Source organism: Tunicatimonas pelagia (assembly GCF_030506325.1).
Classification (GTDB): Bacteria; Bacteroidota; Bacteroidia; order Cytophagales; family Cyclobacteriaceae; genus Tunicatimonas; species Tunicatimonas pelagia.
This window is the reverse complement of record NZ_CP120683.1, coordinates 1227825-1254672: the sequence shown is the minus strand read 5'-3', so window position 1 is coordinate 1254672 and position 26848 is coordinate 1227825. Positions and strand designations below refer to the sequence as shown.

The window sequence follows — 26848 nt, the reverse complement described above, 5'->3', positions numbered from 1 at the left end:
GGTTTGTTTAGTTTAGCAGGTATAATAAAATCCTGGTACCGTGTGCACTAGCCAATAAAATAAGATAAATACAATTAAAACCTTACTTAATCTACTAGTGCTTCGGTGACCTCATTATTTACCTTCGCGACACCATTACACAAAAGCAGCCTTTATTCATGGGTTTATGTGGTCTGAGAAAAGGCGATAGTTGTTGGGTGCAATACTAGTGGTTCGCCGTCTCTTAGAAAAAGCTACTCAGTCGTATTTCCTACGTATGTAAGGTTTACCGAAAAGGCGAGCATTTAGTTGCTCAACAGAACTACCTCTCTTAGGTAAACCCAAACTAACTTAGAACCAGGTGTAATTGCTTAACCAAGAATTTGAGCAGTATGATCTTTGGTTTTAACCTTTTTGATAATGTCCTCAACCTTTCCTTCTTCGTCAATAACAAAGGTGGTGCGGACGGTTCCCATGTATTTACGGCCGTACATCGATTTCTCTTGCCATACGCCGTACTGCTCGTTCACCGCTTTATCTTCATCGGCAATCAGCGTGAAGGGTAGTTCCTGTTTCTCAATAAACTTCTGATGAGACTTCACGCCGTCGGGGCTTACGCCGATAACTTCGTAACCGGCCTGCTGTAGCGCCGAATAATTGTCCCGCAAATTGCAGGCTTGCGCGGTGCAACCGGGAGTATTGTCTTTAGGGTAGAAGTATAAAACTACTTTCTTTCCTTGATAATCAGACAGTTTTATGGTTCCGCCCTCTTGGTTCTGAGCTTCAAAATTAGGGGCAGTATCGCCAATTTGTAATTCCATTTTTGTACTTAGTTAGGTTTTGCTGCGAAGATACGAGAGAATGTCAATTGATGAAAAACTGGAAGGCTACGGGTAGAAAAACTCTTCTTGTCTTTAACGCTCAATCACTACCAGCGTTCCTTCATCTACCAAATCATACAGTTCTACCACATCGGTATTTTTCATTCGGATGCAGCCGTGAGATGCGGGGCGACCAATCAGTCCCTCTTCGGGCGTGCCATGAATATAAATGTAGCGAGAGAACGAATCTACTCCTGAACCTTGGTTCTTGCCCGGTTCCAATCCGGTAAGGCGAAGAATCCGAGTGGTTACATCATCTTGTTCCAAATCAGTATCATCGGTATAGATTTTAGCCGTGCGGCCGGTATTAATGCGACTTCTGAAAATCGTTCCAAGTGGGGCATTATCTCCGAACTTGCTAATTACTTCATGCTTACCTAACGGAGTTTTATTGCTTCCTGCTTTACTGCCAATGCCATATGCTGAGGTGGATACCGGGTACTGCTTCAATGGCTGACCGCCTTCCATCAAGTACAGCTTTTGTTCGGCTACCGAAACTTTAATGAACGGCTCCTCTTTACTTTGGCCGTTAACCAGTAAAGAACAAATTAACAGTCCGCTAATTAGTACGAATATTTTCATCAGAACCTTCTATCTTTGAATGTATCGTAAGAACGTGATTAATTATGTTCTTACATGAATGTCTTACGACAAAAACTATACAAATCTACATAGCACTATGAATACAAATCCGATTATCATCTTCGGAGCCAGTGGTTTAGGCAAAGCTGCCTTAGAAATTTTTCAGTCTAACAACGTAGTGGTATACGGCTTTCTGGATGACGATGAAAAACTGCACAATACCGAAATCAATGAAGTGCTGGTGATGGGACGCACCGAAGACCACGGCTTCTTGAAGCTCATCGGTAAAAAATGTGATGCATTTGTAGCCGAAGATGAGCGGGATGTTCGGAAGAAATACTTTGGTATGCTAAACGAAAAGCGGAAAGTAATGCCTGCCAACGCTATTCATGCCCAAGCGGTTATCTCTAGTAATGCTTACTTTTCTTACGGTATTTTTGCCAATGCCGGAGTGGTAGTTGGTAGCTTTGCCAAAGTAGGGCAGGGCTGCATTTTGCAGAGCAATTCCGTCGTTGATTACGAAGCCACGTTGGGAGAATTTGTTCACGTAGGTGCGGGAAGCGTTGTTCACGCGGGAGCCACGGTAGAAGATAACGTATTTATCGGAGCGGGAGTTACCATTGCGGGACCGCTTACGGTGGGTAAAGGGGCGCGAATCGGAGCGGGCTCGGTGGTAGTAGAACCGGTGAAAGCCGGGGCAACAGTGTTCGGGAATCCGGCGAAGCCCATTTAGCAACGTGAACCTTCTGCCAGTGCCTATCAGCAAAACCGATCTGATCTACCGGGATGATGGTTCCATCTACCATCTGGGGCTTCAGCCTGAGCAGATGCCGGATGTTATTTTTGCAGTAGGCGACCCCGAGCGGGTATCCACCGTAAGTCAGTACTTCGATGCGGTAGAAACGAAAGTAACTCATCGGGAATTTGTCTCTCATATTGGCCGAATAGGCACTCGTCAACTGATGGTAATTAGTAGTGGGATGGGCGCCGACAACGTAGAAATTCTAATGACTGAGTTAGATGCATTGGTTAATATTGATCGGGAGACACGTCAACCAAAAAATAATCTGCGCTCGTTGACAATCATTCGGCTAGGTACCTCAGGAGCATTACAGCCCGAAGTAGCGTTGGATAGTATTTTGCTCAGTCAAGCTGCTTTCGGGTTGGATACATTGATGCAATTCTATCCTTACACTACGCTTGCATCATTCCAACAGGCAACGGTTCAACTGAAATCGGTGCTTAATTTGGAGTTTACTCCCTACGTAGCCGAAGCCGATTCTGAATTGATGGGCCTGTTTCAATCGAAGTTTCAAGTAGGGAATACCGTAACTTGTCCGGGATTTTACGCCCCCCAGGGGCGACAGCTAAGGTTGGCTAGCCGACAAAACTGCTTCTTAGAAAAGCTGATAAATATTCAGTTTACCTCAGGGCAGCTTAGCAATCTGGAAATGGAAACTGCCGGATATTACGCGTTAGGACGACTGCTAGGGCACCGAATGCTGAGTGTAAACGCTATTTTAGCTCACCGAGCCACTGGAGAATTTTCCCTCAATCCACAAAAAACGATTCAATCTATGATTGAGCAGGTGCTGGCAAAAGTAGATGAATGCTGAGACAGGGTAGAAAAATATATCCATTTCAAATCTTTTTCGTACAAGCATACAGATTATAAAATAACGTTCAAATAATTAACGATATGAGTAAACCATTAGAAATTACCGATAGCAACTTCAACGAAGTAATAAATTCTGATCAGCCGGTGCTGGTAGATTTTTGGGCCGAATGGTGCGGGCCTTGTAAAATGATTGCCCCAGTAGTAGACGAGTTAGCGAATGATTACGACGGCAAAGCGGTAGTAGGGAAGGTAGACGTTGATTCTAATCCCGAAGTAGCGGGCAAATTTGGTATTCGCAGCATCCCTACTTTGTTGGTATTTAAAAACGGTGAAATTGTTGATAAGCAAGTAGGAGCCGTAAATAAAAGCGTTCTCTCCCAAAAGCTGGATGCCCAGTTGGCTTAATCTTATCAGAAACTTCCGAAGGTTTTAGAGGATACCTTATTTAAACTTCGGAAGTTTAGCCCAGATTTTTTGAAAAGTTCATAACAAAACGTATCATTGTAATCTGAATGTTTAATTAATGTTGCACCTATTTTCTGCCACCAACGAAAAACTAATTGCTGCTCGTCGCTGCGCGTGCTGGTTTTGGTGTTGTCAGATGCCTTTTCTTAACCGGAAAGTATTAGGTGTAGATTAAGTACGTTCAGATGATACATCAGTAGAAAATTACTTAAAATAGACCCTAAGCCTTTCCGTCAGGAAAGGCTTTTTTTATTACCCAATCTTCTAAACCATGCAGAGTTTTAGAACCGAAATTGAAAACCCCGTCGTAGAGCGCGACATTATTGATCTGGAGCGGAAAATCAGATTATTCCAGGAAGGAAAGATAGACGATGACCGTTTCCGTAGCCTTCGCTTGGCTCGGGGCGTATACGGTCAGCGTCAGCCTGGTGTGCAAATGGTACGCATAAAATTACCGTTCGGGCGGGTTACGCCTAAACAGTTACTCCGTATCGCCGATGTCTCAGATGAATACGCCAGTGGAAATCTACACCTCACCACCCGCCAAGATATTCAGATTCACTACGTCAGTCTGGATCGTACGCCCGAACTGTGGGCGCAGCTAGAAAAAGATAAAATTACCCTGCGAGAAGCCTGCGGAAATACTGTTCGCAATATTACGGCTTCGCCTAAAGCGGGTATTGATCCCGAAGAACCGTTTGATGTATCGCCTTACGCCGAGGAAATGTTTACGTACTTTCTGCGGAACCCGGTGTGCCAGGAGATGGGGCGTAAGTTTAAGATTGCTTTTTCTTCTAGTGAGAAGGATTCTGCCTTTACCTTCATTCACGACATTGGAGCCATTCCGAAGGTGCGAACCGTTGACGAAAAAGAAGAGCGGGGGTTTAAAATAATGCTTGGCGGTGGTTTGGGAGCGCAACCCCATCTGGCGCAAGTAGCTCACGAGTTTTTACCCGAAGATCAGCTTATTCCATTTACCGAAGCGGTGCTGCGGGTATTTGACCGCCACGGCGAGCGGAACAAACGCGGTAAAGCCCGGATGAAGTTTTTGTTACAATCGCTCGGCCTGGAAGCATTAATGAAGTTGGTGGAAGAAGAGTGGGCCGCGTTGAAGGTGAAGAGCTACAGCGTAGATACTACCCAAGTGCCGGAACATCAGCTTGCGGAAGATATAAATCTGGTAGATGCCAAAATTCAGGACGAAGCGGCTTACGCGCTGTGGAAAGCGACCAACGTATTTGAGCAGAAACAAGCTGGTTTCTACGGAGTATTTATTAAAGTGCCCCTAGGCGATATTAGCACTTCTACCGCTCGTAAGCTAGCTACCATTATTGACTGGCTGGCTTCAGACGATATCCGAATTACCATCAACCAAGGGCTATTGCTGCGTTACGTCCGTCCTGAAGCCTTACCGGCACTGTATACTTCTCTGAAAGGTTTAGATTTAGCTGACCCAGGCTTTGATAGCGTAGCCGACATCACTGCTTGCCCCGGAACCGATACTTGTAATTTGGGAATCTCGAACAGTACCGGAGTTTCTTCGGCACTAGAAAAAGTAATTTATGAGGAGTACCCTGATCTGGTAAAAAATCAAGACATCAAGATAAAAATTAGCGGATGTCCTAACTCCTGTGGGCAGCACGGTATTGCCAGCATCGGCTTTCACGGCAGCTCACTGAAGGACAAGCAAAAGCGGGTAGTTCCGGCTTTGCAAGTTTTGTTGGGCGGGGGAGTAGACGGTAACGGACAAGGTCGGGTGGCCGAAAAACTGCTGAAAACGCCAAGTAAGCGTGCTCCTCAGCTACTGAGAACCTTATTTGACGATTACGAAGAAAATCAGCTAGACGGGGAGTACTACGCGGATTATTACCAACGGCAAGGTAAGATGTACTTCTATCATCTACTGAAACCACTCACGGAATTGGATGAAGTAGCGAATGACGAATACTTTGACTGGGGACACGCCCAAGAAAATTTTAAAGTAGAAGCCGGAGTAGGCGAGTGTGCCGGAGTCATTATTGACTTGGTAGCTACGTTGTTTTACGAAGCGGAAGAGAAACTCGGTTGGGCGAAGGAAAACTTCCAGGAGCAGCACTACGCCGATGCGATTTACCACGCTTATAATTCATTCGTAGTTGGGGCAAAAGCGCTGCTGTTATCCAACGATGTAAAGACAAATACGCAAATGAGTATCATTCGCTTGTTCGGCGAGCACTTTGGTCAGCATCCGTTACTGGAACTAAGCGATTCTTTTGAAAACACTGTGCTACAACTGAACAAAGTAGAGCCTAGTGCTGATTTTGCAAAAGAATACTTGCAGCAAGCGCAAGATTTTCTAGAGAAGGTTCAGCAGGTGCGTCAAGAACAGCTTACCGTTTCAGCATCATGAGCAAAGTATTATTAACGGCTACAGTAAATAAAATACCTCGGCTCACATTAGTAGGAGCCGGGCCGGGTGACCCAGAGTTAATTACACTCAAGGGAACGCGGGCTTTGCAGGAAGCTGATATTGTACTGTACGATGCCTTAGCGAATGAAGAATTGTTAAGGTACGTTCGACCGAACGTTCCGAGAATTTACGTAGGAAAACGAGGCGGCGGAAAATACAAATCTCAAGAAGAAATCAACGAGCTGATCGTTCACTGTGCGCGCCACTATGGCCACGTAGTGCGGTTGAAGGGTGGTGACCCCTATATTTTTGGACGAGGACATGAAGAACAAACCTACGCTGAATCGTATGATATAACCGTTTCGGTGGTGCCGGGTATCAGTTCCTTCTACTCGGTTCCGGCTCTGCAATCTATTCCGCTCACCCGGCGAGGAGTGAGCGAGAGCTTCTGGGTCATTACCGGAACCACCCGTCGCGGCTCGTTATCGCAGGATGTAGCGTTGGCGGCTCAATCTACCGCTACGGTAGTAATTCTAATGGGAATGCGCCAACTAAGTAAAATTCAATCAATCTTTGAAACCTACGGACAGTGTGATACTCCCGTAGCCATCATTCAAAATGGTTCTTTGCCCGAAGAAAAAGTAGGAATAGCTACCGTAAGCACTATGACCGAAATGGCTGCTGAAGAGGGGTTGCAGGCTCCAGCCATCATTGTAATTGGAGAAGTAGTGCGAGAGCATAAAGTACCCGTTTGGGTGAAAGAAGCTGTGCAATACGCTTAATAGTTGACAGGTGATAATGTAAAGTTGGAAGACTAGAAATTGGAATTGAAAATTGATAATGAGTGATGAACAGTTGGCGAGGGGCTGGGAGCAATACAGTGGAAAATGGATAATGGAAAGTTGAAAGCAGTGATCAATAATCATTTAACCAGTCAGCAATCGAGCCATCGAACTAATAGTGAGCGAATAATAATCGTAGACTGTGGATCGTGGACTGTAGACTAACAAATCAATCAGCAATCGAACAATTGAACCTTCCATATTACTTGCTTCTATCAATTGCCTGAAGGATATCACTTTGAATATCTTCCGGGTGTTCTAAACCTACCGAAACCCGAATTAAACCGGGAGTAATACCTACGCGAGCCTGCTCCTCTTCCGATAGTTTAGAATGCGTAGTTGAAGCTGGATGGGTACAGATACTTCGGGAGTCGCCTAAGTTGGCGGTGAACGATAGCATTTCTAGTGCATTCAGAAATCGCTTGCCCCGGTCTAATCCGCCCTTCAATTCAAAGGTGAGCATTCCGCCGCCCATCCGCATTTGGCGTTGGGCTAATTCGTACTGCGGGTGCGAGGGTAGAAAGGGATACTTCACACTAACTACCTCAGGTTGTTCTTCCAGAAATTGGGCTAAATGCAGCGCACTCTGGCAGTGCCGCTCCATGCGTACCGAGAGTGTTTCTAAGCTCTTAGACAAAATCCAGCCGTGAAAGGGCGACATAGCCGGTCCGGTATGCCGAGCCAGAAAGCGTACCTCATCAATCGCTTCTTTTTTGCCTAAGACGGCTCCGCCAATGGCACGTCCCTGCCCATCAATAAATTTAGTAGCTGAATGCGTTACCAGATCAGCTCCCCAATCGGCTGGGTTTTGCAGGTAAGGAGTGGCAAAGCAGTTGTCAACGTTAAAGAGTAATCCGTGCTGTTTGGCTAACTTTCCTAGTGCCTCTAAATCCAGTAAATCTAACCCCGGATTAGAAGGGGTTTCCACGAAAATCATTTTAGTAGTAGGCTGAATAGCCTCTTCCCACGTACTTAGATCAGCCTGAATATCCACGTAGGTGTGGCTGATATTCCATCTCGGAAGTAAGCCGGTCAGAATCTGATGGGTGGAACCAAATAAAGAACGAGAAGCTACTATGTGATCACCGGCTTTCAGAAAGGAGGCAATGCTGATAAACATGGCAGCCATCCCCGAGGCGGTGGCAATTCCGGCTTCGGTATTTTCTAGCAAACAGAGCTTCTGGATAAACTCATCGTTGTTGGGATTAGAAAAGCGGGAATAGATATTTCCGTCCAGTTCGTTGGCAAACAAAGCGCGAGCCTGCTCGGCATCATCGAACACAAAGCTAGAGGTAGCGAAAATGGGTACACTGTGCTCTCGGTGCTGACTACGCTCCGTCTGCGTACGAATAGCGTTGGTCTCGAAATGATATTTCTTACTAGACATATGAACTTAGGAACTGGGGTGAATCTTGAATGAGTACGTAATCTTCGCTGTTTTTTCCAGCATTTTAGTCACTGAACAATACTGTTGCATTGAAAGGTCTATTGCGCGTTTTACTTTATCTTCATCCAGGTTGCCGTATAAGTCGTAAGTAATATGAATTTTGGTGAATACTGCCGGTACCTTACCCTCTTCGCGTGTTCCGTCTAACGTAAATTGGATGTCATCCAGCGGTTGTCGTTGTTTATTCAGAATGCTGATAACATCCATGGCGCTACAGCCCCCCAGCGATGAAAGCAACACTTGCATGGGGCGCATCGCCAGATCTTTTCCCCCTACGTCGGGTGAACCATCCATTTGCAGGGTAAGACCGTCTTCATTGGATGCTTCTAAATGAGTGGCATCATTCAGTCGCTTTATTTTTATTTGCATTCGGGTTGGTTATTGGTAAAATTTTTGAAAAATTGGTAGCCAAATTAGCAGTAATCATCGCAAAACGAAAACGAATATGAAAGAAATTACCGTAGAAGAACTTAAAGCTATGCAGGAAGCGGGCGAGGAGTTTCAACTGATTGATGTACGGGAACCGCACGAGTACGAAGAGGCCAACCTGGGGGGAGAGCTGATTCCGTTAGGGCAGTTGCCAGAGCACGTAGATGAGGTGAAAAAAGACCAAAAAGTGATTATGCAGTGCCGCAGCGGCAGCCGCAGTGCCAATGCCGTAAAGTACTTGGAAAACAATCATAACTTTGATAATCTCTATAATCTGAAGGGGGGGATTTTGGCCTATCAGGCTATGGAAAACCAATAGTTATTTGGGCAGGGTTTTGCGTAGCTCAGGCTCAGTGGCTTTTTCTGTCGATTGGCTCAGTGGCTTGGGCGCATCCCCTTTATCTACCTGAGAATCGTCCTTACGTTCCTGAATAACGCGGTTGCGCGTACTGGTGAGTAAATCACGCACTTTATCGAAGCTTTGAATGTACATCAGGCTAATGCCTTGGGTGGTATTAAAGTCCTGATTAAGCGGATTGGTGAGGGAGTTAAAATTATTACGGTTATACATCTTTACCCGGTAGCGACCATCATCGGTCAGTAGGTATTCTACGCTTACATCGCCAATGACTGTTGCTGCATTAGCATTATTATTTAGGTCGGTGAACCCACCGTCGCGGGTTACTCGTAGCCTGCCCTCTAAAAAGGAGTACGAAAGCCGGAGTTGAAAGGTATTAAATCGATCGTTATCAAAGCTTCCTAAATCTACATCTATCTCTAGGTTTTCGTCTACCTGACTGAGCCAGTAGCTAAATTGGTTGGAGAGTAGCTCGCTCACACTACTTCCTACTGAGCCACCCACATCAAACGAGCCTTGTTCCGAAAACTGGCGCAACACAATAAGGCTAAATACTTGCCGATTAAGTTCTTCCTGATCGTAAGCTACGGTATTATTCAAGGTTTCTACCGCCGTTCTCAACCATAGGTTATTTTGAGGATAGTTAAGGATATTGATATCAAAGTCGATGTCGGGCGACATTAAGTCGCCGGTGAGCTCCAACGCAACCTCGGTAGGATATTTACGCCGTACTTCATCATTATCACGCTGGTTAGGATCAACAACTAACGGAGCTAAAGAAGCTACTTGAGCGTAAGTAGCCTGAATATCGAGTACCCCGCCGTAGGGATCACCCAACCAAGCGATGCTACTTCCTGGCTCAATATTAAACTCCTTGTTGATGATATTGTAAAGCGTAAAATTGTACCCACCTTCTACAAATCGCAGGTCACCAAACATAGTGAAGTCGCCCTGAGAGCTGATAAGCATTTGCATTTGCCCTTGGCCTCTCCCTCGGATAATATCGCCGGTTTTCACATCAAAGATAATTTCACCGTAGGCATCGGGGGTTACTTCAATATCCAAGTCTAGGTTTAAGCCAGTGAGGCTCACTTTATCAATTTTGCTCTCCGCTGCAAGTAGTGAGTCAGTCTTTACAAACTTGATAAAGTCAGATTGCTCTACCCCTTCAATACCACCCACCGGGATGTATATCTTGGTTCCCTTCTCAGTCTTAGCCCGGGCGGTAATATCCAGATTATCAATGGCCCCTAACAAGGAGACAGTTCCGGTCGCGTAGCCTCTTCCGTAGAACATGTCGTTATCTTGCAGCGTAGTATTTAGCACCGCCACATTACTAAGTGAACCATTGAGGTCAAGTACAAAGTCGCGAAACCCATCGTGAAAAATACCACCGTTGAAGGTGGCCGTTTGCTTCCGCTCATCTTGAAGAACAAGGTCTTCTACCCCAATAGTATTAGCATCAAAGAATACGCCTCCATCAAAATTATAGCGGGTGTTTAGGTAGTTAATTCTGATGTGCCCATCGGCCAGCGTACCGTTACCTCGTAAAATAGGATAGTTTAGGCGACCAGTAATATCAATTGTACCGTTTACATTGCCTTCTAGTTCGGTGAAAAAATCATCAACGTAGGGCTCAGCAATTGTGATAGATGCTCCCCGAAGGTTTGCTTTCAGGTCTAGCTGATCTTCCTCCTGTTTAGGATCGTACTCACCATTAATAGAAATTATACGCTGCCCATCGCGGTTTACCATTACGTTTAAGTTGAGGTTTTGCCGCTGATTATTCCACTTGGCTAACCCAATAATGTTACCTACCTCAAATGCGTTAATCGTGAAGTCGTTCACCGCAATCTCGCTATCTAAAATCAGACTTTGCAGTGTGTCAGCCGGGTTAGTGAGCATTCCCCTCAGGTCTACAAACCCGTTAATTTCCCCTTCGTACTCTTCCTCCAAAATAGGACTGAGGTTCGCTATCTGAAAGCGATTGATATTGACGGTTAACTGCTTATTCGGATCAGTAGAGAGCGTGCCAATGGCTGATATTTCTTGCTGAACGTCGTCTGTACCGCTAAACACTTTAAACTGATCAAAAATTATTTCCTGATTAGAGATTAAGATTTGATTTTGGGGCGAAAACTCCCAACGCTGATCTAGCACCTGTAAGTTGGAAGGTTGGAAACGAATAAGTGTACTGTCGTTCAAGAATTCTACTTCTCCGAGTAAGTTAGCGTAGTTATCAGTACCCTGACGCCGGATGTACTGCTGAAAGTCAATATGGTCGCCGCTCCAAATTGCCTCGATTGATAAATCTTCCATAGGTGCCTGCAGGTTGCTAGTAGCAATATTCTGCTGAGCCGACTCCATGTAAAGCATCGCTAATACACTGGTGCTATCTACTATTTTAGAGGTGGTGAATTCTATACTATTATCATAGAAATAATGATCTCGGAACTGCAAGGTGTCAAAGGTAGAATGAACGCTAAAAATATTGGTGTAGCCCCCCGTAAGCCGCCCGTTGGCCTCAAAGTTTTGCGATAGAACTACCTCTGGGACAAACATTTGTAACAAGGGATTAGCATTTTTAAGCTCCACTCGATAGGAAATTTCGTAGGACTGGTCTTGGTAATGCTGAATGGAGTCTACTTGACGAGTGGCGTAATATTTATTAAGTTCTTCTCTATCATTTCTGAAGATTAGTTGATATTCTTTAGCCAACTTCTGAATATCGCTTACTAGGGTAGTAAATTTGAAGTTACCAACAAGTTCGGCCTTAACGCGCTCGGTCTGTACTTTCACCTGACGAGAAAGACTATCAAAATCCGACTGGAACCGAAGCGAGTCAATGAATAGCTGGCGATCATCGTAAGCAATGTACAGATCGTCGAAGGCCGCTCGCCCGCTCAGATCGTCTACTTTTAGCCCGCGGGTGTCGGCATCAATTTGTGTGCTCAAAAACAGATATTTGTCCGATAGGTTCAATTCATGGAAGAAGGCGGTATCCAATTTAGCCGCTAGCTTAATACGCTCTTCTCCTTCTCTAAAATCTAGCGTTCCATCGGCAGTGAAGCGTAGGTTAGGGTCATCAATGGTAAGTTTTCCCTCGAAGAAAGATCGAGCCAGCCGGGCGTCGGTGGTGATGTTTTGATAGGTATACTGATTGAGGCCAAGGTAGTCGAACTCAGCTGCTAAGTTAAAGCGAGCGGCTTCCACCGTAATTCCTTCTCCTTCAATGTACCCTTGAAAACTAGTTCGCTGGAGCAGCTCCGGTTCATCAGTTAAAGTGCCTAAATCAAAATCTTGCAATGATAAGCTTCCCGAATAAATCGGAGTGTCTTCCAACTTAAGATTGATATCCGACTCAATGCCACCTAAGCGAGTAGTAAACTGTCCGTTAGCCACAAAGTCGTCAGGAAAGCCTAAAAACTCAGCATTAAAATCAACCGTACCGAATTTCTCTATGGTGCGATAGGCTTTTTCGTTATTTACGTACTGTCGGAGGTCGGCAGCACTTACCCGTGAGTTTTTGAGCTGTAAATCAGTAAAGGCTTCTTTGGTTTCGGGCAAACCGTCAAAGCTCACTTTTCCCACTAACTGGCTGGTATTACCAAACGAGAAGGTCATATCGCTTAAGGTAAAATCACTAACCTGCCCGTTGAAGTATCCCGATACCCGATAGGCATCATCGTACCCCAGTAGCGTAGGGGCAAAGCGAGCCAAGTCTTCCGCATGTAGCTCAGAGTCTTTAATATTGGCCACTAAGGTTACACTGTCATTGAAATAGCCCAGACTGGCTTTAGTACGGTAATTGAAGACGAGTGAGTCGCGCAGTACTGAGTTACCGGCGTGCAGTTCAAAATCTTGAAACAGCATACTGTGGTTAGTAAACCGGTAGAATCCGCTAAAGTCATCAATAGTTAAGTCGTAGTCAGGCTCGTATCCCCGCATGTGGTGAATATCTACCTGTAGGGTATCGGCTACAATCTGGAGGTTAGAGGCATCAGCGTAAATATCGTATACAGTAAAGTGATTATAGTCGAATCGATCGGGTAGTAAGTTCGCACCAGCATCGTGGTATTGAAAGGTTACTTCCTCCAAGCTAACTTCACTAATGGTAAATAAGGGAGGAGTTGAGCGTACTTTTGGGTTGCGCGGCTTACGAATAATGGATTTGACCGTATCAATAAAGCGGGTGATGTTTAACGTAGCATCTGCTGCATCTTTTCGCAAATTGAGCACTCCGCCTTTTACCTGCGCTTCGTCAATAAAAATATTGCCGTCATCAACAATCGTTCGTATATCAAAATCTACCGTAAGGTGGTTGGCAATAATCATGGGGCGGTTCTCATCGTCCATGATCGTAACGCTATCTAGCACTCCGGTGTCAAACCACTTAATATGTACTCCTTCAATAGAAGTAGAGAATCCCGTTCGTTCGGTAATGCTTTTGGCTAGATACTGCACCAGTTGGGTTTGCACCTGAGGGATTTGTACGGCACCCACCACTGCAATAAATAGCAGAATAAGAATAGCCATCAGCCATAAGATTGGCTTAGCAATTCGTTTAGTAATACTGCGGGTGGTATTTGGATGTTTTTCTTTCAAATTACACTAGCACTCTGCTATATTGCAACGCAGACTCTACTCCCTAAATGCGTCGCGCAACTGCTTCTTTTTTATTAAATCATGCGTAAAAGTACGAGACCTGATCCCTCTTTCCCTATTATTCTGGCGGTGGAATCATCTTGCGATGAGACCTCAGCAGCTATTAGTAAAAACGGGGAAATACTTAGTAACATTGTTGCTACTCAAGCGGTTCATGAAAACTACGGGGGTGTGGTTCCGGAATTAGCTTCTCGGGCTCACCAACAAAATATTGTTCCAATAGTACATCAGGCCCTTCGGGATGCAAATATAACAAAAACTATGCTGAACGCAGCGGCTTACACCCAGGGGCCAGGCTTGTTAGGAGCATTACTAGTAGGCTCTTCTTTTGTGAAATCGCTGGCTTGGGGTTTACAGATTCCTTTGCTTTCGGTTAACCATATGCAGGCTCATATTTTAGCGCACTTCATTGAGTCGCCCCAACCTCAGTTTCCGTTTCTCTGTCTGACGGTAAGCGGAGGTCATACCCAGCTCGTAGTAGTTCGCGATTATCTGGATATGGAAATCATTGGTGAAACGCTGGACGATGCGGTAGGCGAGGCATTTGATAAGATTGCCAAGTTGCTAGGGTTGCCTTATCCGGGTGGCCCTCATTTAGATCGTATTGCCCAACAAGGAAACCCTAAACGATTTTCTTTTCCCATTACTTCAATGCCTGACCTAAATTTTTCATTTAGTGGGATAAAAACCGCCGTGCTTTATTTTCTGCGTGATCAGATTAAGCAAAACGAGCGATTTGTTGAAGAAAATCTACCTGATTTATGCGCCAGCGTACAAGCTACTCTCATTAGCATGTTGTTAGAAAAAGTAGAAGCTGCTGTTAGCCAGACGGGTATTCGTGAAATTGCTATTGCCGGAGGGGTGTCCGCTAACTCAGGGTTGCGAAACCAACTGAAGGTATTAGCCCAGCAAAAACAATGGCAGGTGTACATTCCGAAAATTGAGTACTGCACTGACAATGCCGCTATGATTGCTATGGCCGCTCATTATCAGTATTTAGGCGGACAAACCGACACCCTAACTGCTAGCCCCAACCCTCGCCTAAAATTTGGCAAGCAAAGTAATGATTGATGAATAGTGATTAATGAACAATGATTAATGAATAATGTAACTTTCATCACTCATTATTAGGCTGATAACGGGCGAATAGTCCACCTGGAATTGTTTCTAACAGCACGGAGTAAGTTAATACCGAACGAGGTACTACTGCGCTCTGGAAAGCGGGAGTGGCCTGAATAGCCGCCAGAAGCCCTTGCCGAATTTTCTTGCGCTCATTAGTACCAATTGTCTCAATTTGAGAGCGTTGCAACAGTGCGTCTACACCAGACTCTTGCTCTAAGTACTTTTTCAGTATCGGTAACTCTTCTTGCAGATAGGGACGAAGCTTGGCCAGCAAGTACATCGTCATGGCTTCTACGTCTTTATTGCCGTTGAGGTACGGAATATTCTGCCAATGTTCCACCACAAAACTCTCTACCGCTAGAATACTGTGCTGAGTCTCTTTTTCAGAGAGGTTGAGCTTATCGCGTAATTCATCCAAAAACTGCCGCTCAGATTTGCTAATTACCTTATCTGATAAAATAATCATGGTAGCCAACTCAAGTAAGTACCGCTTAAGAACGGGCGATTTAACTTCGCTCCACTTGATGTTTTCCATGCTTACCCGTTCCAAAATCATTTTCTTACCCTGCTCTTCTAAATCCTCGGGTAACTGAGATAGCGTTAGAAAATACTCCAAAAATTCTTTTTCTTCTTTTTCAACAATTCCGTTGGCCCAGGCGGCCGAGGAAAGTACGTATAAAATTAACAACCGTAACCGAATATGGCTCTTTATCACTTTCTCTCTCTTATCAGTATCAGCGTACGATTGAATCCAGGGATGAAAGCAGTAGACATCAATAAAAGAAAGCGCACTGTGCATAATGGCTTGCCAAAATTCATCTTTGGTATTAGAAGCCATAGATTGGGTACGGGCATCCAGGGCTTGTTCCGAAAAATCAATTCCAGTTTTTGATGAGCGAGCTAAAAAGCCACCCCGCGACTTAGGTTTAATATTAGGGTACAGGGCAACGTAGTATTCTCCAATCCGGTACGTCACCTCTGAAATAGCATCAGCAAAATCAACCTCTCTTTTTAGGCTGTGGTATCGGTTGGTAGTAAGAGCACTATTTAGTAAACTTTCTAATAGTAAAATTTTCCACCGTTGCTGATCCGTAAGTTGGTCTACTTTGAGCGATTTCAGTAGCGTTTTGTAAGAATACGGCATTTGAGCTGGGTAGCCGTACAATAATCCGGTAGCTTGCATTAACTCATAAATGAGTTGGTCAAAGGCTGCCGACGTAGATTTTTGATCTTTTAGTCGCTGAAACTCCTGGTGCAGTACGTAGTGGTGGCGGGTAGTTAAGTATTTTTTTAACCAACCTTTTTCTTGCCATTTCATAGAGAAATTGTTTATGAGAAGAAGCTCAAGTTGGTGAAAAATTTTAGAGGAGAGAAACAAGATATTTCTTTTTTCCTTAGTTGTAGGGTTATTACGGGTATTGAATTTAGAAAATGTAAAACAATAGTAGGGAATAGGTTGGTGAAGCCATTTATCCCTATTAAATTAGGTGTTCGTTACTAAAAGTTATTGTTTATTGGGTAAGTATGGGCAAGCAAGAAAAACCAAAATTTTCCAGTCAAGTATCGGTAAAAAATAGAAAAGCTCGGTTTGAGTACCATTTCTTGGATACTTACGTAGCTGGATTAAAGCTGATGGGAACGGAGATTAAATCGATACGAGAGGGGAAGGTAAGTTTACAAGAGGCTTACTGCTACTTTAATAATCATGAGCTGTTTGTAAAACAAATGCATATTACTCCCTACAGCCAGGGTACGCATTACAACCACGAAGCCACCCGCGAACGTAAGCTTCTTTTGAAAAAGAAAGAATTAGCTAAATTAGAGAGCAAAATGAGTGAAAAGGGGCTAACGATTGTGCCTACCCGGCTTTTTATTAATAATCGTGGATTAGCTAAGATGGAGATTGCACTGGCTCAAGGAAAAAAACTGTATGATAAACGAGATGATATTAAGCGACGTGATACGAACCGAGAACTGGATCAGATGAAATTTTAGTCGTATGCATTGGAAAGAATTTTCTCACCCACCATTCAGAAATCGGGAGTATGAAGCGTAATGTGCTGCTGTTAAACCAAGACTATCAGCCGTTGACTGTTTGTTCAATGGAGCGGGCTTTTCTATTAGTATTTCTGAATAAGGCAGAGCTACTTACCGAAGCAGAAAACGACGAAATTCGTACGGTTAATAAAACATTCCCCTGCCCGGCAGTGATCCGGCTGTACCGTTACGTAAACCTTCCTTACCGGGGGGTAGTGCTAACTCGCCAAAATGTATTTAAACGAGATAAGTTCACCTGCCAGTACTGCGGATCACCCAAGAACCTAACGCTCGACCATGTGATTCCTCGGTCTAAAGGAGGCAAAACCAGTTGGGCTAATCTGGTAACAGCCTGCCAACCTTGCAATACCCAAAAGGGAGATCGTCGCCCTCACGAAGCCAATTTGAAGCTTCAGCAAAAACCCCATCGGCCCACCTATCTGATATTTTTGCGCGACCATTCCGGCTCTATGCGAAAAGAGTGGCAGCCTTTCCTAAACTACTAGCCGAAAGGTGTAAAGTGCTATTGCACTCATTCTTTCTGCTTTCCCCCAAAGCTTACATAAGTAACTTACTGATAGAAGTATAATAAATTAGCGCACACATTAGCTAAAAATTTGATGAATATTTGAATAGTTTTATTTATAAGTAAAAAAAGTTATTTAATATCTAATTAAACCTTTTTGCCTTTTAAGTATCTAAACAAATATTATTCACCAAACGAATAGCGAAATGAAGCTTACTAATAACTGGAAAATTGTATCTGCCGGACTATCTCTGGCTATTTTAGTGTCTTTCTCGGCTTGTCAGGAAGATGGCGAAGAGGTTAGCTCTAGTGCTGATGAAGCTGAAGCAATCGCGCTTGATGAGGCAGTTGCTGATGATCTATTTGCGGATATTGACCTGTTGAGTGACGAAGCAGCTGAGTACGAAAGCGAAAGCCAAGGCGGGCGTCTGGAAAATACTGAATCCATCCTGATGAGCGATTGTGTAGGACGAGGAGTGGAACGTCTGCGGGCGGACGGAGTGCTCACCAAAACTGTAACGTTAGACTTTCAAGAAGGCTGCGAAGGGCCGAAAGGGCGGGAGCGAGAGGGCACCATGATTGTGACCCACGTTACCGATACAAATGCAGCTACCTACACGGTTTCTACTACTTTTCAAGATTTCTCCCTGGATGGAAGAAAAGTGGAGGGCACCCGAACCCGGGTTTACTCCCGAGCGGAAGCCGGAGTACAGCAGGTGCAAATTACATTAACCGAGGGAAAAGTAACGTTGGAGGATGGTCAGGTGATTGAGCGCAGTGGCTCATTCAACAAAACCTGGAACCGAAGTTCTGGCGAGACTACCGTGGTAGGGAGTGCTAATGGAGTTAACCGCAATGGTGTGCGCTATACTTCAACCATTACTGAGCCTTTACTATATAAGCGAAGCTGCCGAGCTGACGGAATTTTTATGGCAGTAGAAGGAGAGCGTAGCATTACCCGAGAAGGAAAATCAGTGGTTACGGTAAACTACGGGGAAGGCGCGTGCGACAAGACAGTTGATATTACCGTAGATGGCGAAACCCGCAGTATAGAAATGACAATTACGAAGAAAGATTAAGAGTGGGAAGATTGAAGTCAGAAGAAATTAAACCTCATTCAAAGTGGGAAGCCGGAAGAAGTTAAAATCCCTACTTCGGTCTTCCCGCTTTCTGCTTTTTTACACAACTTCTTCTACCCGGTCGGCGGCATCTTTCAGCAGAATAGCCGAATACACTTTCAAGCCAGATTCTTCAATGATTTTAGCTCCTTCTTCGGCGTTGGTTCCCTGCAAACGCACAATGATGGGTACCTGAATATCACCAATATTCTTGTAGGCTTCAACTACTCCATTGGCCACTCGGTCGCAACGAACAATACCGCCGAAAATATTAATTAGGATAGCCTTTACGTTGGGGTCTTTTAAGATAATTCGGAATCCAGCTTCTACGGTTTCGGCGTTGGCACTACCCCCCACATCCAAAAAGTTAGCTGGTTCCCCGCCTGATTGTTTGATAATATCCATAGTAGCCATAGCCAGTCCGGCTCCATTTACCATACATCCCACGTTTCCGTCTAACTTCACGTAGTTCAGCCCGGCTTTGCCCGCTTCAATTTCTAGCTCCTCTTCTTCGGTAAGGTCACGCAACTCGGTTAAGTCCGGATGACGGTAGAGTGCACTATCGTCTAGATTCACTTTGGCATCAACCGCCAAAATTTTATCATCCGACGTTTTTAGCACTGGGTTAATTTCAAATTGGGAAGCATCGGAGGCCATGTAGGCTTTGTACAGCGCCTGAATAAATTTCACCATCTGCTTAAAAGCCTTCCCTTCTAAGCCTAAAGCAAAAGCCACTTTACGAGCCTGGAACCCCTGCAAGCCAATACCCGGATCAATCCACTCTTTGATGATTTTTTCGGGAGTACTTGCGGCTACTTCTTCAATATCCATTCCGCCCTCAGTGGAGGCCATAATCACGTTACAACCCTTAGCCCGGTCAAGCAAAATGCTTAAGTAATATTCTTTAGGCTCATTTTCGCCCGGATAATATACATCTTCAGCCACTAACACTTTGTGCACTTTTTTGCCTTCCTCTCCGGTTTGCGGTGTAACCAACTGCATTCCCAAAATCTGATTAGAAATCTCCTTTACTTCTTCTTGGCTTTTAGCAAGTTTTACTCCGCCCCCTTTTCCCCGGCCTCCCGCGTGAATCTGAGCTTTTATCACATACCATTCGGTACCAGTCTCCTGGTTCAATTTTTGGGCGGCTTCTACTGCTTCTTCAGGAGTGTTGGCTACAATACCTTGTTGAATTTGTACACCGTAACTTTGCAGTAGGTTTTTAGCTTGATATTCGTGTATGTTCATGCAGAAAAAATTTTTAGCGAAGGTATTAAAAATACTGTTAATTTTAGCGTTCTAAACAAATTCTACGATGCTAAGAGCGGAAAATATTGTGAAGCGATACCGTAACCTGGTAGTATTAAAGTCGATAGACCTAATCGTAGAAAAGGGTAAAGTAGTCTCTATTGTAGGTGCGTCAGGAGCGGGTAAGAGTACGCTATTGCATATTTTAGGTACACTAGATCAACCCGATCAGGGAAAAGTATTTTTAGACGATAAGGAGCTTACTAAACTAAAAGGTGCTCAGTTGGCCGAATATCGCAACCGCCATGTAGGGTTTATTTTTCAGTTTCATAATTTATTACCAGAGTTTACGGCTCTAGAAAATGTCTGTATTCCGGCGTATTTGGCTAATCATACCTCAGATAAAGAAATTAAAATGCGAGGCACCGAACTGTTAGAACGGCTGGGGCTGCGCGACCGTATGCAACACAAGCCCTCCGAAATGTCGGGCGGCGAACAGCAACGTACCGCCGTGGCCCGCGCTCTAATGAACAACCCTTCGGTAGTTTTTGCTGATGAACCTAGTGGCAACCTAGACTCTCGCAATGCCGAAGAGTTACACAATTTATTTTTCCGTCTGCGCGATGAGCTTAACCAGACCTTTGTAATTGTAACTCACAATGAAGAATTAGCCAATATGGCTGACCAGAAGCTAGAGATCAAAGACGGTATGATTGTAGAGTAGAACAAACATTATTTTTGAAACAGAGTTGCGTGTACTAACGAAGCTTCGTTATTATTGCCACTATGATGCCTCAATCTTATCATGTATGGTACTGCTTAGTGAGTCGAGTACTACTCGTCTGCTTTCTCATGCTGAATGTGGTAGGGTTTTCCTGGCATTTACATAACCATCATCGTTCAGATGCAATTGGTAGCGGGTTCGCTGGCTATTCTGATGCTTACTTTTCGGCTGATGAAGCTTGTTCCCTGTGCGATTGGCTCACCCAGCAGACCTACTTTGGTGCGACTCTACTGCATCCAGAAGTTATAGACAAGTCTTCCGACATTTGGAATAATGCTACGCCTCAGAGCGCGTACTTTTTTGGTTTGCACCAAAATCAGTCTTCTCGAGCCCCACCATCTCAGAGTTAGTGCTCTTTCTTTATTACTTTTTTCAATACGCTGATCTCTACCAGTATTTCTGTAAGAAGAGATTAGCTTACCCTTTATACCAATTTTCCAGTTAGTTTTTCACGAATTATTTTTAATCCTATGAAATTGATTTCATTTGCAGCCTATGCGCTGCTAATCAGTACAGTATTATTGTTCACCGCCTGCAATGAAGATGATGATGTTCCGCCAGAAGAAAATCCTGAAGAGCAAATCACTAGGGTTATACTTACCTTTACCCCGGATGGCGGCGGTGATACGGTGACAGCTACCTGGGAGGATCCCGATGGGGAAGGCTCAGAAGACCCAGTAAAGACTGACATTGCTCTAGCCGCCAGTACGACCTATACTCTGAGGATAGAACTCTTTGACGCCCTTGACCCCGACGACATAGAAAATAAAACCGAAGAAATAGAAAATGAGGATGATGAACATATGTTCTTTTTCGGTTGGGATGATGAGGTGTTTACTGATCCTGAAGGAGATGGTAACATTGATGCCCGAGCCGATCTAGTTAACTACGAAGATCAGGATGGTGGGGGCTTGCCACTAGGACTAGAAACTAGGTGGACCACTGGGGATGCTACTAATGGAATGTTTACAGTTGTACTTAAACACCAACCTCCGTTAGATGATGGCACCCCTATAAAGACTGCTACCTCTACCGCTACCGACGGCACATCTGATATCGAAATTGATTGGAATATTGCGGTTCAGTAGAATCACTTGGGAGAAAGAAACGTAGTATTGCTACTTTCTCCCAATCATTTCTGAAGAAAAAAGTGGTTGCAAGCCTAAAGAAAAAGTCGGATGTTTGGAAACAAGCTAGTTCGTGCTAATATTCGAGCAAAGGTAAGCGATACACTATGAGAAAAACAGTAGTGGTCATTGGCGGATCATCGGGTATTGGAAAGGCTATTGCTGAGCGTTTTGCTCACGAAGGTTGGCGAATTATGGTGGGTGCTCCCGACTTAGCTGCTACCCAAAAAGTGGTTGGTAATTTAGCTGGCGAGGGACATGTTGCTGTAGAAATAGATGTAGTTTCTGATGCCCAGATTGAGAGGCTTAGAACACAAGTAGCCGGGCAGTCTGCGGGATTACATACGCTTATTAACTGTGCTGGTATTTCGCGGAGTATACCTTTACTGGAACCTGACTTCGCGAAGTGGGATCAACTGCTACAAGTAATGCTATACGGCACCGTAAAAGTTTGCCGGGCTTTGGTTCCTCAGTTAGAAGACGGAGGGCGTATCATTAATATTACCTCTATCCATCACGACAGAGTGGCCTACGGTAGCTCGGCTTACGGCATGGCAAAAGCGGCGATTACGCAGCTTACCCGGGCATTAGCCGTAGAATTAGCCCCTCGAAATATATTAACCAATGCTATTGCTCCTGGTTTTGTGAACACACCAATGTCGGTAAAAGAAGACGGAAAAAACGAGCTGGAAACCCAGTGGTTTTACGACAATTACATCAAAAACAGTCATCTGCCACTAAAAAGAGCTGGAACACCAGAAGAGATTGCTGGAGTAGCTTGGTTTTTGGCCGGACCGGACGCTTCCTATATGACTGGCTCAGTTTTAGAAGTAAACGGTGGACTGACGGTTACTTTTTAAAGTATATGGTTAGCTTCAGAAAAAAGAGCCTTGGCTTTAACTTAGCCAGAATAGTAAAAAGAGAGGAAATAGTGCACTCGGAAGGATTCGAACCCTCAACCCCCAGAGCCGAAATCTGGTATTCTATCCAGTTGAACTACGAGTGCAGTGTACAGCTTTGCTGTAAAGGACTGCAAATCTAAGAGAAAAATATCAATATTAAAACGGATAAGAAATTTGGGGACAAAAAAACTGCCTCAGATAGTGAGGCAGTTGTATAGTTATGTAAAGAAGAGTGGTGCTTAACTAAATACTTTATCTCGAGTATGATCTTCTACCATATCAGGGTACGCTCGCATTTTATGCTCACCAATATCCAATCCTTCAATTTCTTCTTCTCTAGATACTCGTATGCCTACGGTTACTTTAAGTAAGTAGAAAATCAGTAAGGCCGAGACAAAACAGAAAACACCAACCACACCTACGCCAATTAGCTGACTGACGAATTGAGCCCCTCCGGCTAATTCTCCGAAGATTCCTACCGCCAATGTTCCCCAAATACCGCATACTAAGTGAACTGAAATGGCTCCTACCGGATCATCCAATTTCATACGATCAAAGAACACAACAGCCAGTACTACTAAGGCTCCTGCAACCAACCCTATGATAATTGAATCAGTTACTCCCATTTGGTCAGCCCCCGCAGTGATACCGACTAAACCACCTAAAATACCGTTGAGCACCATAGAAAGATCGTTAGAACGAACCACAATCAGAGCCGTTATCAGTGCCCCAATAGCTCCGCCAGCAGCAGCTAGCGAAGTAGTGACAAAAACCAAAGATACCAAACCAGGGTTGGCACTTAGTACTGAGCCACCGTTAAAACCGTACCAGCCAAACCACAGCAAAAATACTCCGATAGTGGCCAGTGGCATACTATGACCAGGAATTGGGCGAATTTTTCCATCTACATATTTACCTAATCGAGACCCTAGCAGCATTACACCTACTAAAGCTCCCCAGCCTCCCACGGAGTGAACTAGGGTAGAACCCGCAAAATCGTAGAATGAAGTTTCCATAGCATCCAGGAAGCCACCGCCCCATTTCCACATACCTACCATAGGATAAATAAGCCCCACATAAATAACGGTGAAAATAAGGAAGCTATTCAGTTTAATACGTTCGGCTACAGCTCCCGAAACAATGGTAGCGGCGGTAGCAGCAAACATTGCCTGAAAGATAAAGTCAGTCCAATAAGTATACCCTTCATTGTATCCACCATCGTTAGCTCCTTCGGGCATATCTAAGCCAAACCCAGCAAAACCGAAGAAGCTCCCCGTAAATTCATCACCGGGATACATAATATTGAAGCCCCATAAACAGTAGGTGAGCAGCCCAATGGGCAGAATTGTCGCATTTTTAAATAAGATGTTAACGGTATTTTTAGACTGAGTAAGACCAGACTCAAGTGAGGCAAAGCCCAAGTGCATGATAAACACCAAGATGGTGGCCATCATCATCCATAAGTTATTCGTAGTAAAGATTTCTTCCATTAGTTAGAGTAGCTTTTTAGTAGAGTTTTTTTGAATGACTAAATTGTTTGATGGTTCTATTGCTAAATGGTCACTAGTTAAGAAAAATTGAAAATTGCAGATCAGAAAGTTAGTCGCTGGATTATAAGATTCAGCCTTTTGGTTTTGTCAGCGGTTGATTTTAAATTACGGTCTCTACTTTCCATTACCCCTTGTCAATTTTCAATTTCACATTGTTAATTGATAGCCTCGTGTCCTTTTTCTCCGGTGCGAATGCGATATACCTCATCTAAATGAGTAACAAAGATTTTACCGTCACCAATTTTGCCGGTTTTTGCTGCGTCCAGAATAGTGTCTACTGCTTTTTGTAAGAATTCTTCAGACACCACAATTTCTAACTTAGTGCGGGGGATGTAGCCTACATCATACGTTGTGCCCCGGTAGGTACGGTATTCCTTTTCTAAGCCATGCCCTTTTACATCGTAAAATGATAGAAAGGTGACGCCAGCATCGGCTAGGGCTTCCACCACCTGCTCAAACTTAGAAGTTCGGATAATGGCTTCAATTTTTTTCATAAGATTATTAGGTATTAGTGAAAGTGAACAAAAGATTAATATGAAAAGAAGCGCATGAGCAGTTAAATTAGCCCAAAATATTGATTGTAAATACTAAATAAGGAATTAATGCCCTGAATGCCAAGCTACTTTATAAAAAATACGAGCATTAGGTATAAATAAGTCAATAAATAGCTATTTTTAGTTTGATTCTTACAACAATTACTAGATTTTATTAAATCATTGACATTCAATTATATGAGGTTATAATTCCGGTATAGATGATGTAAAGCGATTGAACGGTCTGCCTGAATGAAGAAAAAATAGACAGCTCAAACGATTTTACTTTCTTGATCGTTCTCAGATTAATTTTCTTCTAACAACCGTAATTTACGCTACTGTTAATGCTTCATTTCCACTGCCTCAGAAAGCGACTACTAGCTTTGCTAATTATGTTTGTCATTTTTTGCAACTTGCCAATATTAGTCAACGGTCAAGGAATTACTATTGCCAAAGTAAAATACGATGGTGGGGGCGATTGGTACGCCAACAAAACCGCTTTGCCCAATTTGATTGATTTTTGCAATAGTAATCTGAACACAAATCTGGCGCTGGAGGAGGAAGTAGTAGATGTAGGTAGTCCTGAGCTGTTTTTATACCCGTACGTGTATATGACTGGTCATGGAAACATTGTATTCACTGATGATGAGGCTGAAAATTTACGGAAATATCTGATTTCGGGAGGGTTTCTGCACGTGGATGATAATTACGGTTTGGATGAGTTTATTCGGCTGGAGATGAAAAAAGTATTTCCTGAATTGGAGTTTGTTGAACTACCAGTAGAGCATCCAATTTATCATCAGAAGTACGATTTTCCGAAAGGCTTACCCAAAATTCATGAGCACGACGGCAATCCGGCTCAGGGTTTTGGTTTGGTTTATGAAGGACGATTAGTTTGTTTTTACTCCTACGAAAGCGATTTGGGCAATGGCTGGGAAGACCAACGTATTCACAATGACCCCGAAACAGTACGCCAACAAGCCCTTAAAATGGGAGCCAATATTGTTGCTTTTGCCTTTACGCAGTCAGAGTAGAAGACAAAATACAAGAACTTCTTACCAGCCCACCTTGTTAGTGAAACATATTTGTGAGGTTTCGCACATAATTACAGTTTTCAATCGTTATAGGATAGCGCATATTTCGTATATTTACTCAACCAATTCATTTACCACTAAAATTATCCATTTGTGATTATCATTGCACTCTTTCTCGCTCACTGGTACTTCTCATTGTTCTTTCAGACGTTCTTTTTGCACCGCTACGCAGCGCATAAGATGTTTGTGATGAACCCGATTTGGGAAAAGGTATTTTACGTGCTTACGTGGCTTACGCAGGGATCATCGTATCTGAGCCCGAGAGCTTACGCCGTGCTGCACCGAATGCACCATGCATACAGCGATACCCCGAATGATCCGCACTCGCCCCATCATACTGAAAACCTATTTACCATGATGTGGGAAACTAAGAATATTTATAACAATATTTTGGACTACGACGTAGAGCCAGAAGCTCGCTTTACGAAGGATTTACCTGATTGGCCTGCCTTCGATAAATTTGCGGATTTATGGTACGTGCGCGTAGGCTGGGGAGTAATGTACAGCCTGTTTTATATTTGGGCAATTTCCTTTGCAGAACTGCCGGGCACCCACTGGTGGATGTACGGCCTGTTACCATTGCACTACCTAATGGGACCTGTGCACGGAGCTATTGTGAACTGGTGCGGTCACAAGTACGGGTACTCTAACTTTGACAATAATGATAAATCAAAGAATACGTTAGTGTTTGACTTCTTAATGCTGGGTGAGCTATTTCAGAACAATCATCATAAGCTGCCAAATCGCCAAGATTTTGCTACTCGTTGGTTTGAAATTGACCCTACGTACCCACTAATGAAGCTATTGGCCTCGCTGAAGATTATTAAAATTAATAAGCTTAAAAGCGCTTAGTACACTGTGTAAAAAATTTATGTATACTTATTTTGTCATGGCGAGTCCGCGAATCGGACGGTTCGCCGCGCGATCGCCGACGCGACCATCTCACGCACCATCCGCCGTAACGCAGGATTGCGGCATCGGCCGTCCGACACGTCGCTCATTCTTCGCTTCTCGCAACGCTCGGCGTCCGATGACGATATAAAACATTTGAAAACTTCTTACACAGTGTACTTAATAAACTTATAAAAAAAGAAAGCTGAATTTTGATTCGGCTTTCTTTTTAGTATTAATAACTAATTTTTTAGTTAAAAA

At 44.0% G+C, this 26848-nt stretch carries 25 protein-coding genes and 1 tRNA gene; 16 read left to right on the top strand and 10 right to left on the bottom strand.

Features of this window, described 5'->3' with window-relative positions; genetic code table 11:
- Positions 1 to 350: 350 nt before the first annotated feature.
- The gene (gene bcp, locus P0M28_RS05170; protein WP_302208519.1) at positions 351 to 800 is read right to left on the bottom strand and encodes a thioredoxin-dependent thiol peroxidase; all 450 of its coding nucleotides are present in this window, start codon (positions 798 to 800) and stop codon (positions 351 to 353) included.
- Positions 801 to 893: 93 nt separating this feature from the next.
- On the bottom strand, positions 894 to 1442 hold the full coding sequence (locus P0M28_RS05165) for a L,D-transpeptidase (protein WP_302208517.1): 549 nt from the start codon (positions 1440 to 1442) through the stop codon (positions 894 to 896).
- A 97-nt stretch (positions 1443 to 1539) separates the two neighbouring features.
- Here P0M28_RS05165 and P0M28_RS05160 point away from each other — a divergent pair, with 97 nt between their 5' ends.
- From P0M28_RS05160 to cobA, 5 genes are all read left to right on the top strand, one after another.
- Complete coding sequence (locus tag P0M28_RS05160; protein WP_302208516.1) at positions 1540 to 2175, top strand: NeuD/PglB/VioB family sugar acetyltransferase; 636 nt, start codon at positions 1540 to 1542, stop codon at positions 2173 to 2175.
- 19 nt (positions 2176 to 2194) lie between these two features.
- A complete protein-coding gene (locus tag P0M28_RS05155; protein ID WP_302208514.1) occupies positions 2195 to 3058 on the top strand; it encodes a nucleoside phosphorylase in 864 nt (287 codons plus the stop codon).
- A gap of 83 nt (positions 3059 to 3141) precedes the next feature.
- On the top strand, positions 3142 to 3465 hold the full coding sequence (gene trxA / locus P0M28_RS05150) for a thioredoxin (protein ID WP_302208512.1): 324 nt from the start codon (positions 3142 to 3144) through the stop codon (positions 3463 to 3465).
- A gap of 331 nt (positions 3466 to 3796) precedes the next feature.
- On the top strand, positions 3797 to 5914 hold the full coding sequence (locus tag P0M28_RS05145; protein WP_302208510.1) for a ferredoxin-like domain-containing protein: 2118 nt from the start codon (positions 3797 to 3799) through the stop codon (positions 5912 to 5914).
- A complete protein-coding gene (gene cobA / locus P0M28_RS05140; protein WP_302208509.1) occupies positions 5911 to 6696 on the top strand; it encodes a uroporphyrinogen-III C-methyltransferase in 786 nt (261 codons plus the stop codon). Before P0M28_RS05145 ends, cobA begins: the two co-directional genes overlap by 4 nt.
- A gap of 262 nt (positions 6697 to 6958) precedes the next feature.
- Here the strand turns inward: cobA and P0M28_RS05135 are convergent, their stop codons facing one another.
- Together P0M28_RS05135 and P0M28_RS05130 are read right to left on the bottom strand one after the other, a co-directional pair.
- Complete coding sequence (locus tag P0M28_RS05135; protein ID WP_302208507.1) at positions 6959 to 8143, bottom strand: trans-sulfuration enzyme family protein; 1185 nt, start codon at positions 8141 to 8143, stop codon at positions 6959 to 6961.
- A 6-nt stretch (positions 8144 to 8149) separates the two neighbouring features.
- Positions 8150 to 8572: an OsmC family protein gene (locus P0M28_RS05130; protein WP_302208506.1), complete on the bottom strand. Its 423-nt coding sequence runs from the start codon at positions 8570 to 8572 to the stop codon at positions 8150 to 8152.
- A 76-nt stretch (positions 8573 to 8648) separates the two neighbouring features.
- Here P0M28_RS05130 and P0M28_RS05125 point away from each other — a divergent pair, with 76 nt between their 5' ends.
- Complete coding sequence (locus tag P0M28_RS05125) at positions 8649 to 8951, top strand: rhodanese-like domain-containing protein (protein ID WP_302208504.1); 303 nt, start codon at positions 8649 to 8651, stop codon at positions 8949 to 8951.
- On the opposite strand, the gene P0M28_RS05120 is transcribed toward P0M28_RS05125, so the two are convergent.
- Positions 8952 to 13526, bottom strand: coding sequence for a translocation/assembly module TamB domain-containing protein (locus tag P0M28_RS05120; protein WP_302208502.1), 4575 nt, complete (start codon positions 13524 to 13526; stop codon positions 8952 to 8954).
- Positions 13527 to 13676: 150 nt separating this feature from the next.
- On the opposite strand from P0M28_RS05120, the gene tsaD reads away from it, so the two are divergent.
- Positions 13677 to 14726: a tRNA (adenosine(37)-N6)-threonylcarbamoyltransferase complex transferase subunit TsaD gene (gene tsaD, locus P0M28_RS05115; protein WP_302208500.1), complete on the top strand. Its 1050-nt coding sequence runs from the start codon at positions 13677 to 13679 to the stop codon at positions 14724 to 14726.
- Positions 14727 to 14772: 46 nt separating this feature from the next.
- Here the strand turns inward: tsaD and P0M28_RS05110 are convergent, their stop codons facing one another.
- Positions 14773 to 16095: a hypothetical protein gene (locus P0M28_RS05110; protein WP_302208499.1), complete on the bottom strand. Its 1323-nt coding sequence runs from the start codon at positions 16093 to 16095 to the stop codon at positions 14773 to 14775.
- Between the two features lie 206 nt (positions 16096 to 16301).
- Here P0M28_RS05110 and smpB point away from each other — a divergent pair, with 206 nt between their 5' ends.
- The 3 genes from smpB to P0M28_RS05095 all read left to right on the top strand — a co-directional run bounded on the left by smpB (position 16302) and on the right by P0M28_RS05095 (position 18419).
- A complete protein-coding gene (gene smpB / locus P0M28_RS05105) occupies positions 16302 to 16772 on the top strand; it encodes an SsrA-binding protein SmpB (RefSeq protein ID WP_302208497.1) in 471 nt (156 codons plus the stop codon).
- A 50-nt stretch (positions 16773 to 16822) separates the two neighbouring features.
- On the top strand, positions 16823 to 17320 hold the full coding sequence (locus P0M28_RS05100; protein ID WP_302208496.1) for an HNH endonuclease: 498 nt from the start codon (positions 16823 to 16825) through the stop codon (positions 17318 to 17320).
- Between the two features lie 226 nt (positions 17321 to 17546).
- A complete protein-coding gene (locus P0M28_RS05095; RefSeq protein ID WP_302208495.1) occupies positions 17547 to 18419 on the top strand; it encodes a hypothetical protein in 873 nt (290 codons plus the stop codon).
- A 99-nt stretch (positions 18420 to 18518) separates the two neighbouring features.
- Here P0M28_RS05095 and sucC read toward each other — a convergent pair whose 3' ends face one another.
- The gene (gene sucC, locus P0M28_RS05090; protein ID WP_302208494.1) at positions 18519 to 19706 is read right to left on the bottom strand and encodes an ADP-forming succinate--CoA ligase subunit beta; all 1188 of its coding nucleotides are present in this window, start codon (positions 19704 to 19706) and stop codon (positions 18519 to 18521) included.
- Between the two features lie 67 nt (positions 19707 to 19773).
- On the opposite strand from sucC, the gene P0M28_RS05085 reads away from it, so the two are divergent.
- The 4 genes from P0M28_RS05085 (at position 19774) to P0M28_RS05070 (ending at position 22477) form a co-directional block, all read left to right on the top strand.
- A complete protein-coding gene (locus tag P0M28_RS05085) occupies positions 19774 to 20430 on the top strand; it encodes an ABC transporter ATP-binding protein (protein ID WP_302208492.1) in 657 nt (218 codons plus the stop codon).
- A 62-nt stretch (positions 20431 to 20492) separates the two neighbouring features.
- Positions 20493 to 20840: a hypothetical protein gene (locus P0M28_RS05080; protein WP_302208491.1), complete on the top strand. Its 348-nt coding sequence runs from the start codon at positions 20493 to 20495 to the stop codon at positions 20838 to 20840.
- Between the two features lie 120 nt (positions 20841 to 20960).
- Positions 20961 to 21578, top strand: a complete 618-nt coding sequence (locus P0M28_RS05075) for a hypothetical protein (RefSeq protein WP_302208490.1) — start codon at positions 20961 to 20963, stop codon at positions 21576 to 21578.
- Between the two features lie 146 nt (positions 21579 to 21724).
- Entirely contained in the window at positions 21725 to 22477 is a 753-nt protein-coding gene (locus P0M28_RS05070; RefSeq protein WP_302208488.1) for an SDR family NAD(P)-dependent oxidoreductase, read from the top strand.
- Between the two features lie 72 nt (positions 22478 to 22549).
- Here the strand turns inward: P0M28_RS05070 and P0M28_RS05065 are convergent.
- The 3 genes from P0M28_RS05065 to P0M28_RS05055 form a co-directional block, all read right to left on the bottom strand.
- Positions 22550 to 22623, bottom strand: a tRNA-Arg gene (locus P0M28_RS05065).
- A gap of 135 nt (positions 22624 to 22758) precedes the next feature.
- Complete coding sequence (locus P0M28_RS05060) at positions 22759 to 24009, bottom strand: ammonium transporter (protein WP_302208486.1); 1251 nt, start codon at positions 24007 to 24009, stop codon at positions 22759 to 22761.
- A gap of 215 nt (positions 24010 to 24224) precedes the next feature.
- Entirely contained in the window at positions 24225 to 24563 is a 339-nt protein-coding gene (locus P0M28_RS05055; protein ID WP_302208485.1) for a P-II family nitrogen regulator, read from the bottom strand.
- A gap of 431 nt (positions 24564 to 24994) precedes the next feature.
- Between P0M28_RS05055 and P0M28_RS05050 the strand changes: the two genes are divergently transcribed.
- Both P0M28_RS05050 and P0M28_RS05045 read left to right on the top strand, forming a co-directional pair.
- On the top strand, positions 24995 to 25636 hold the full coding sequence (locus P0M28_RS05050; protein ID WP_302208484.1) for a DUF4159 domain-containing protein: 642 nt from the start codon (positions 24995 to 24997) through the stop codon (positions 25634 to 25636).
- Between the two features lie 153 nt (positions 25637 to 25789).
- Positions 25790 to 26548, top strand: a complete 759-nt coding sequence (locus P0M28_RS05045; protein WP_302208483.1) for an acyl-CoA desaturase — start codon at positions 25790 to 25792, stop codon at positions 26546 to 26548.
- Positions 26549 to 26848: the final 300 nt, after the last annotated feature.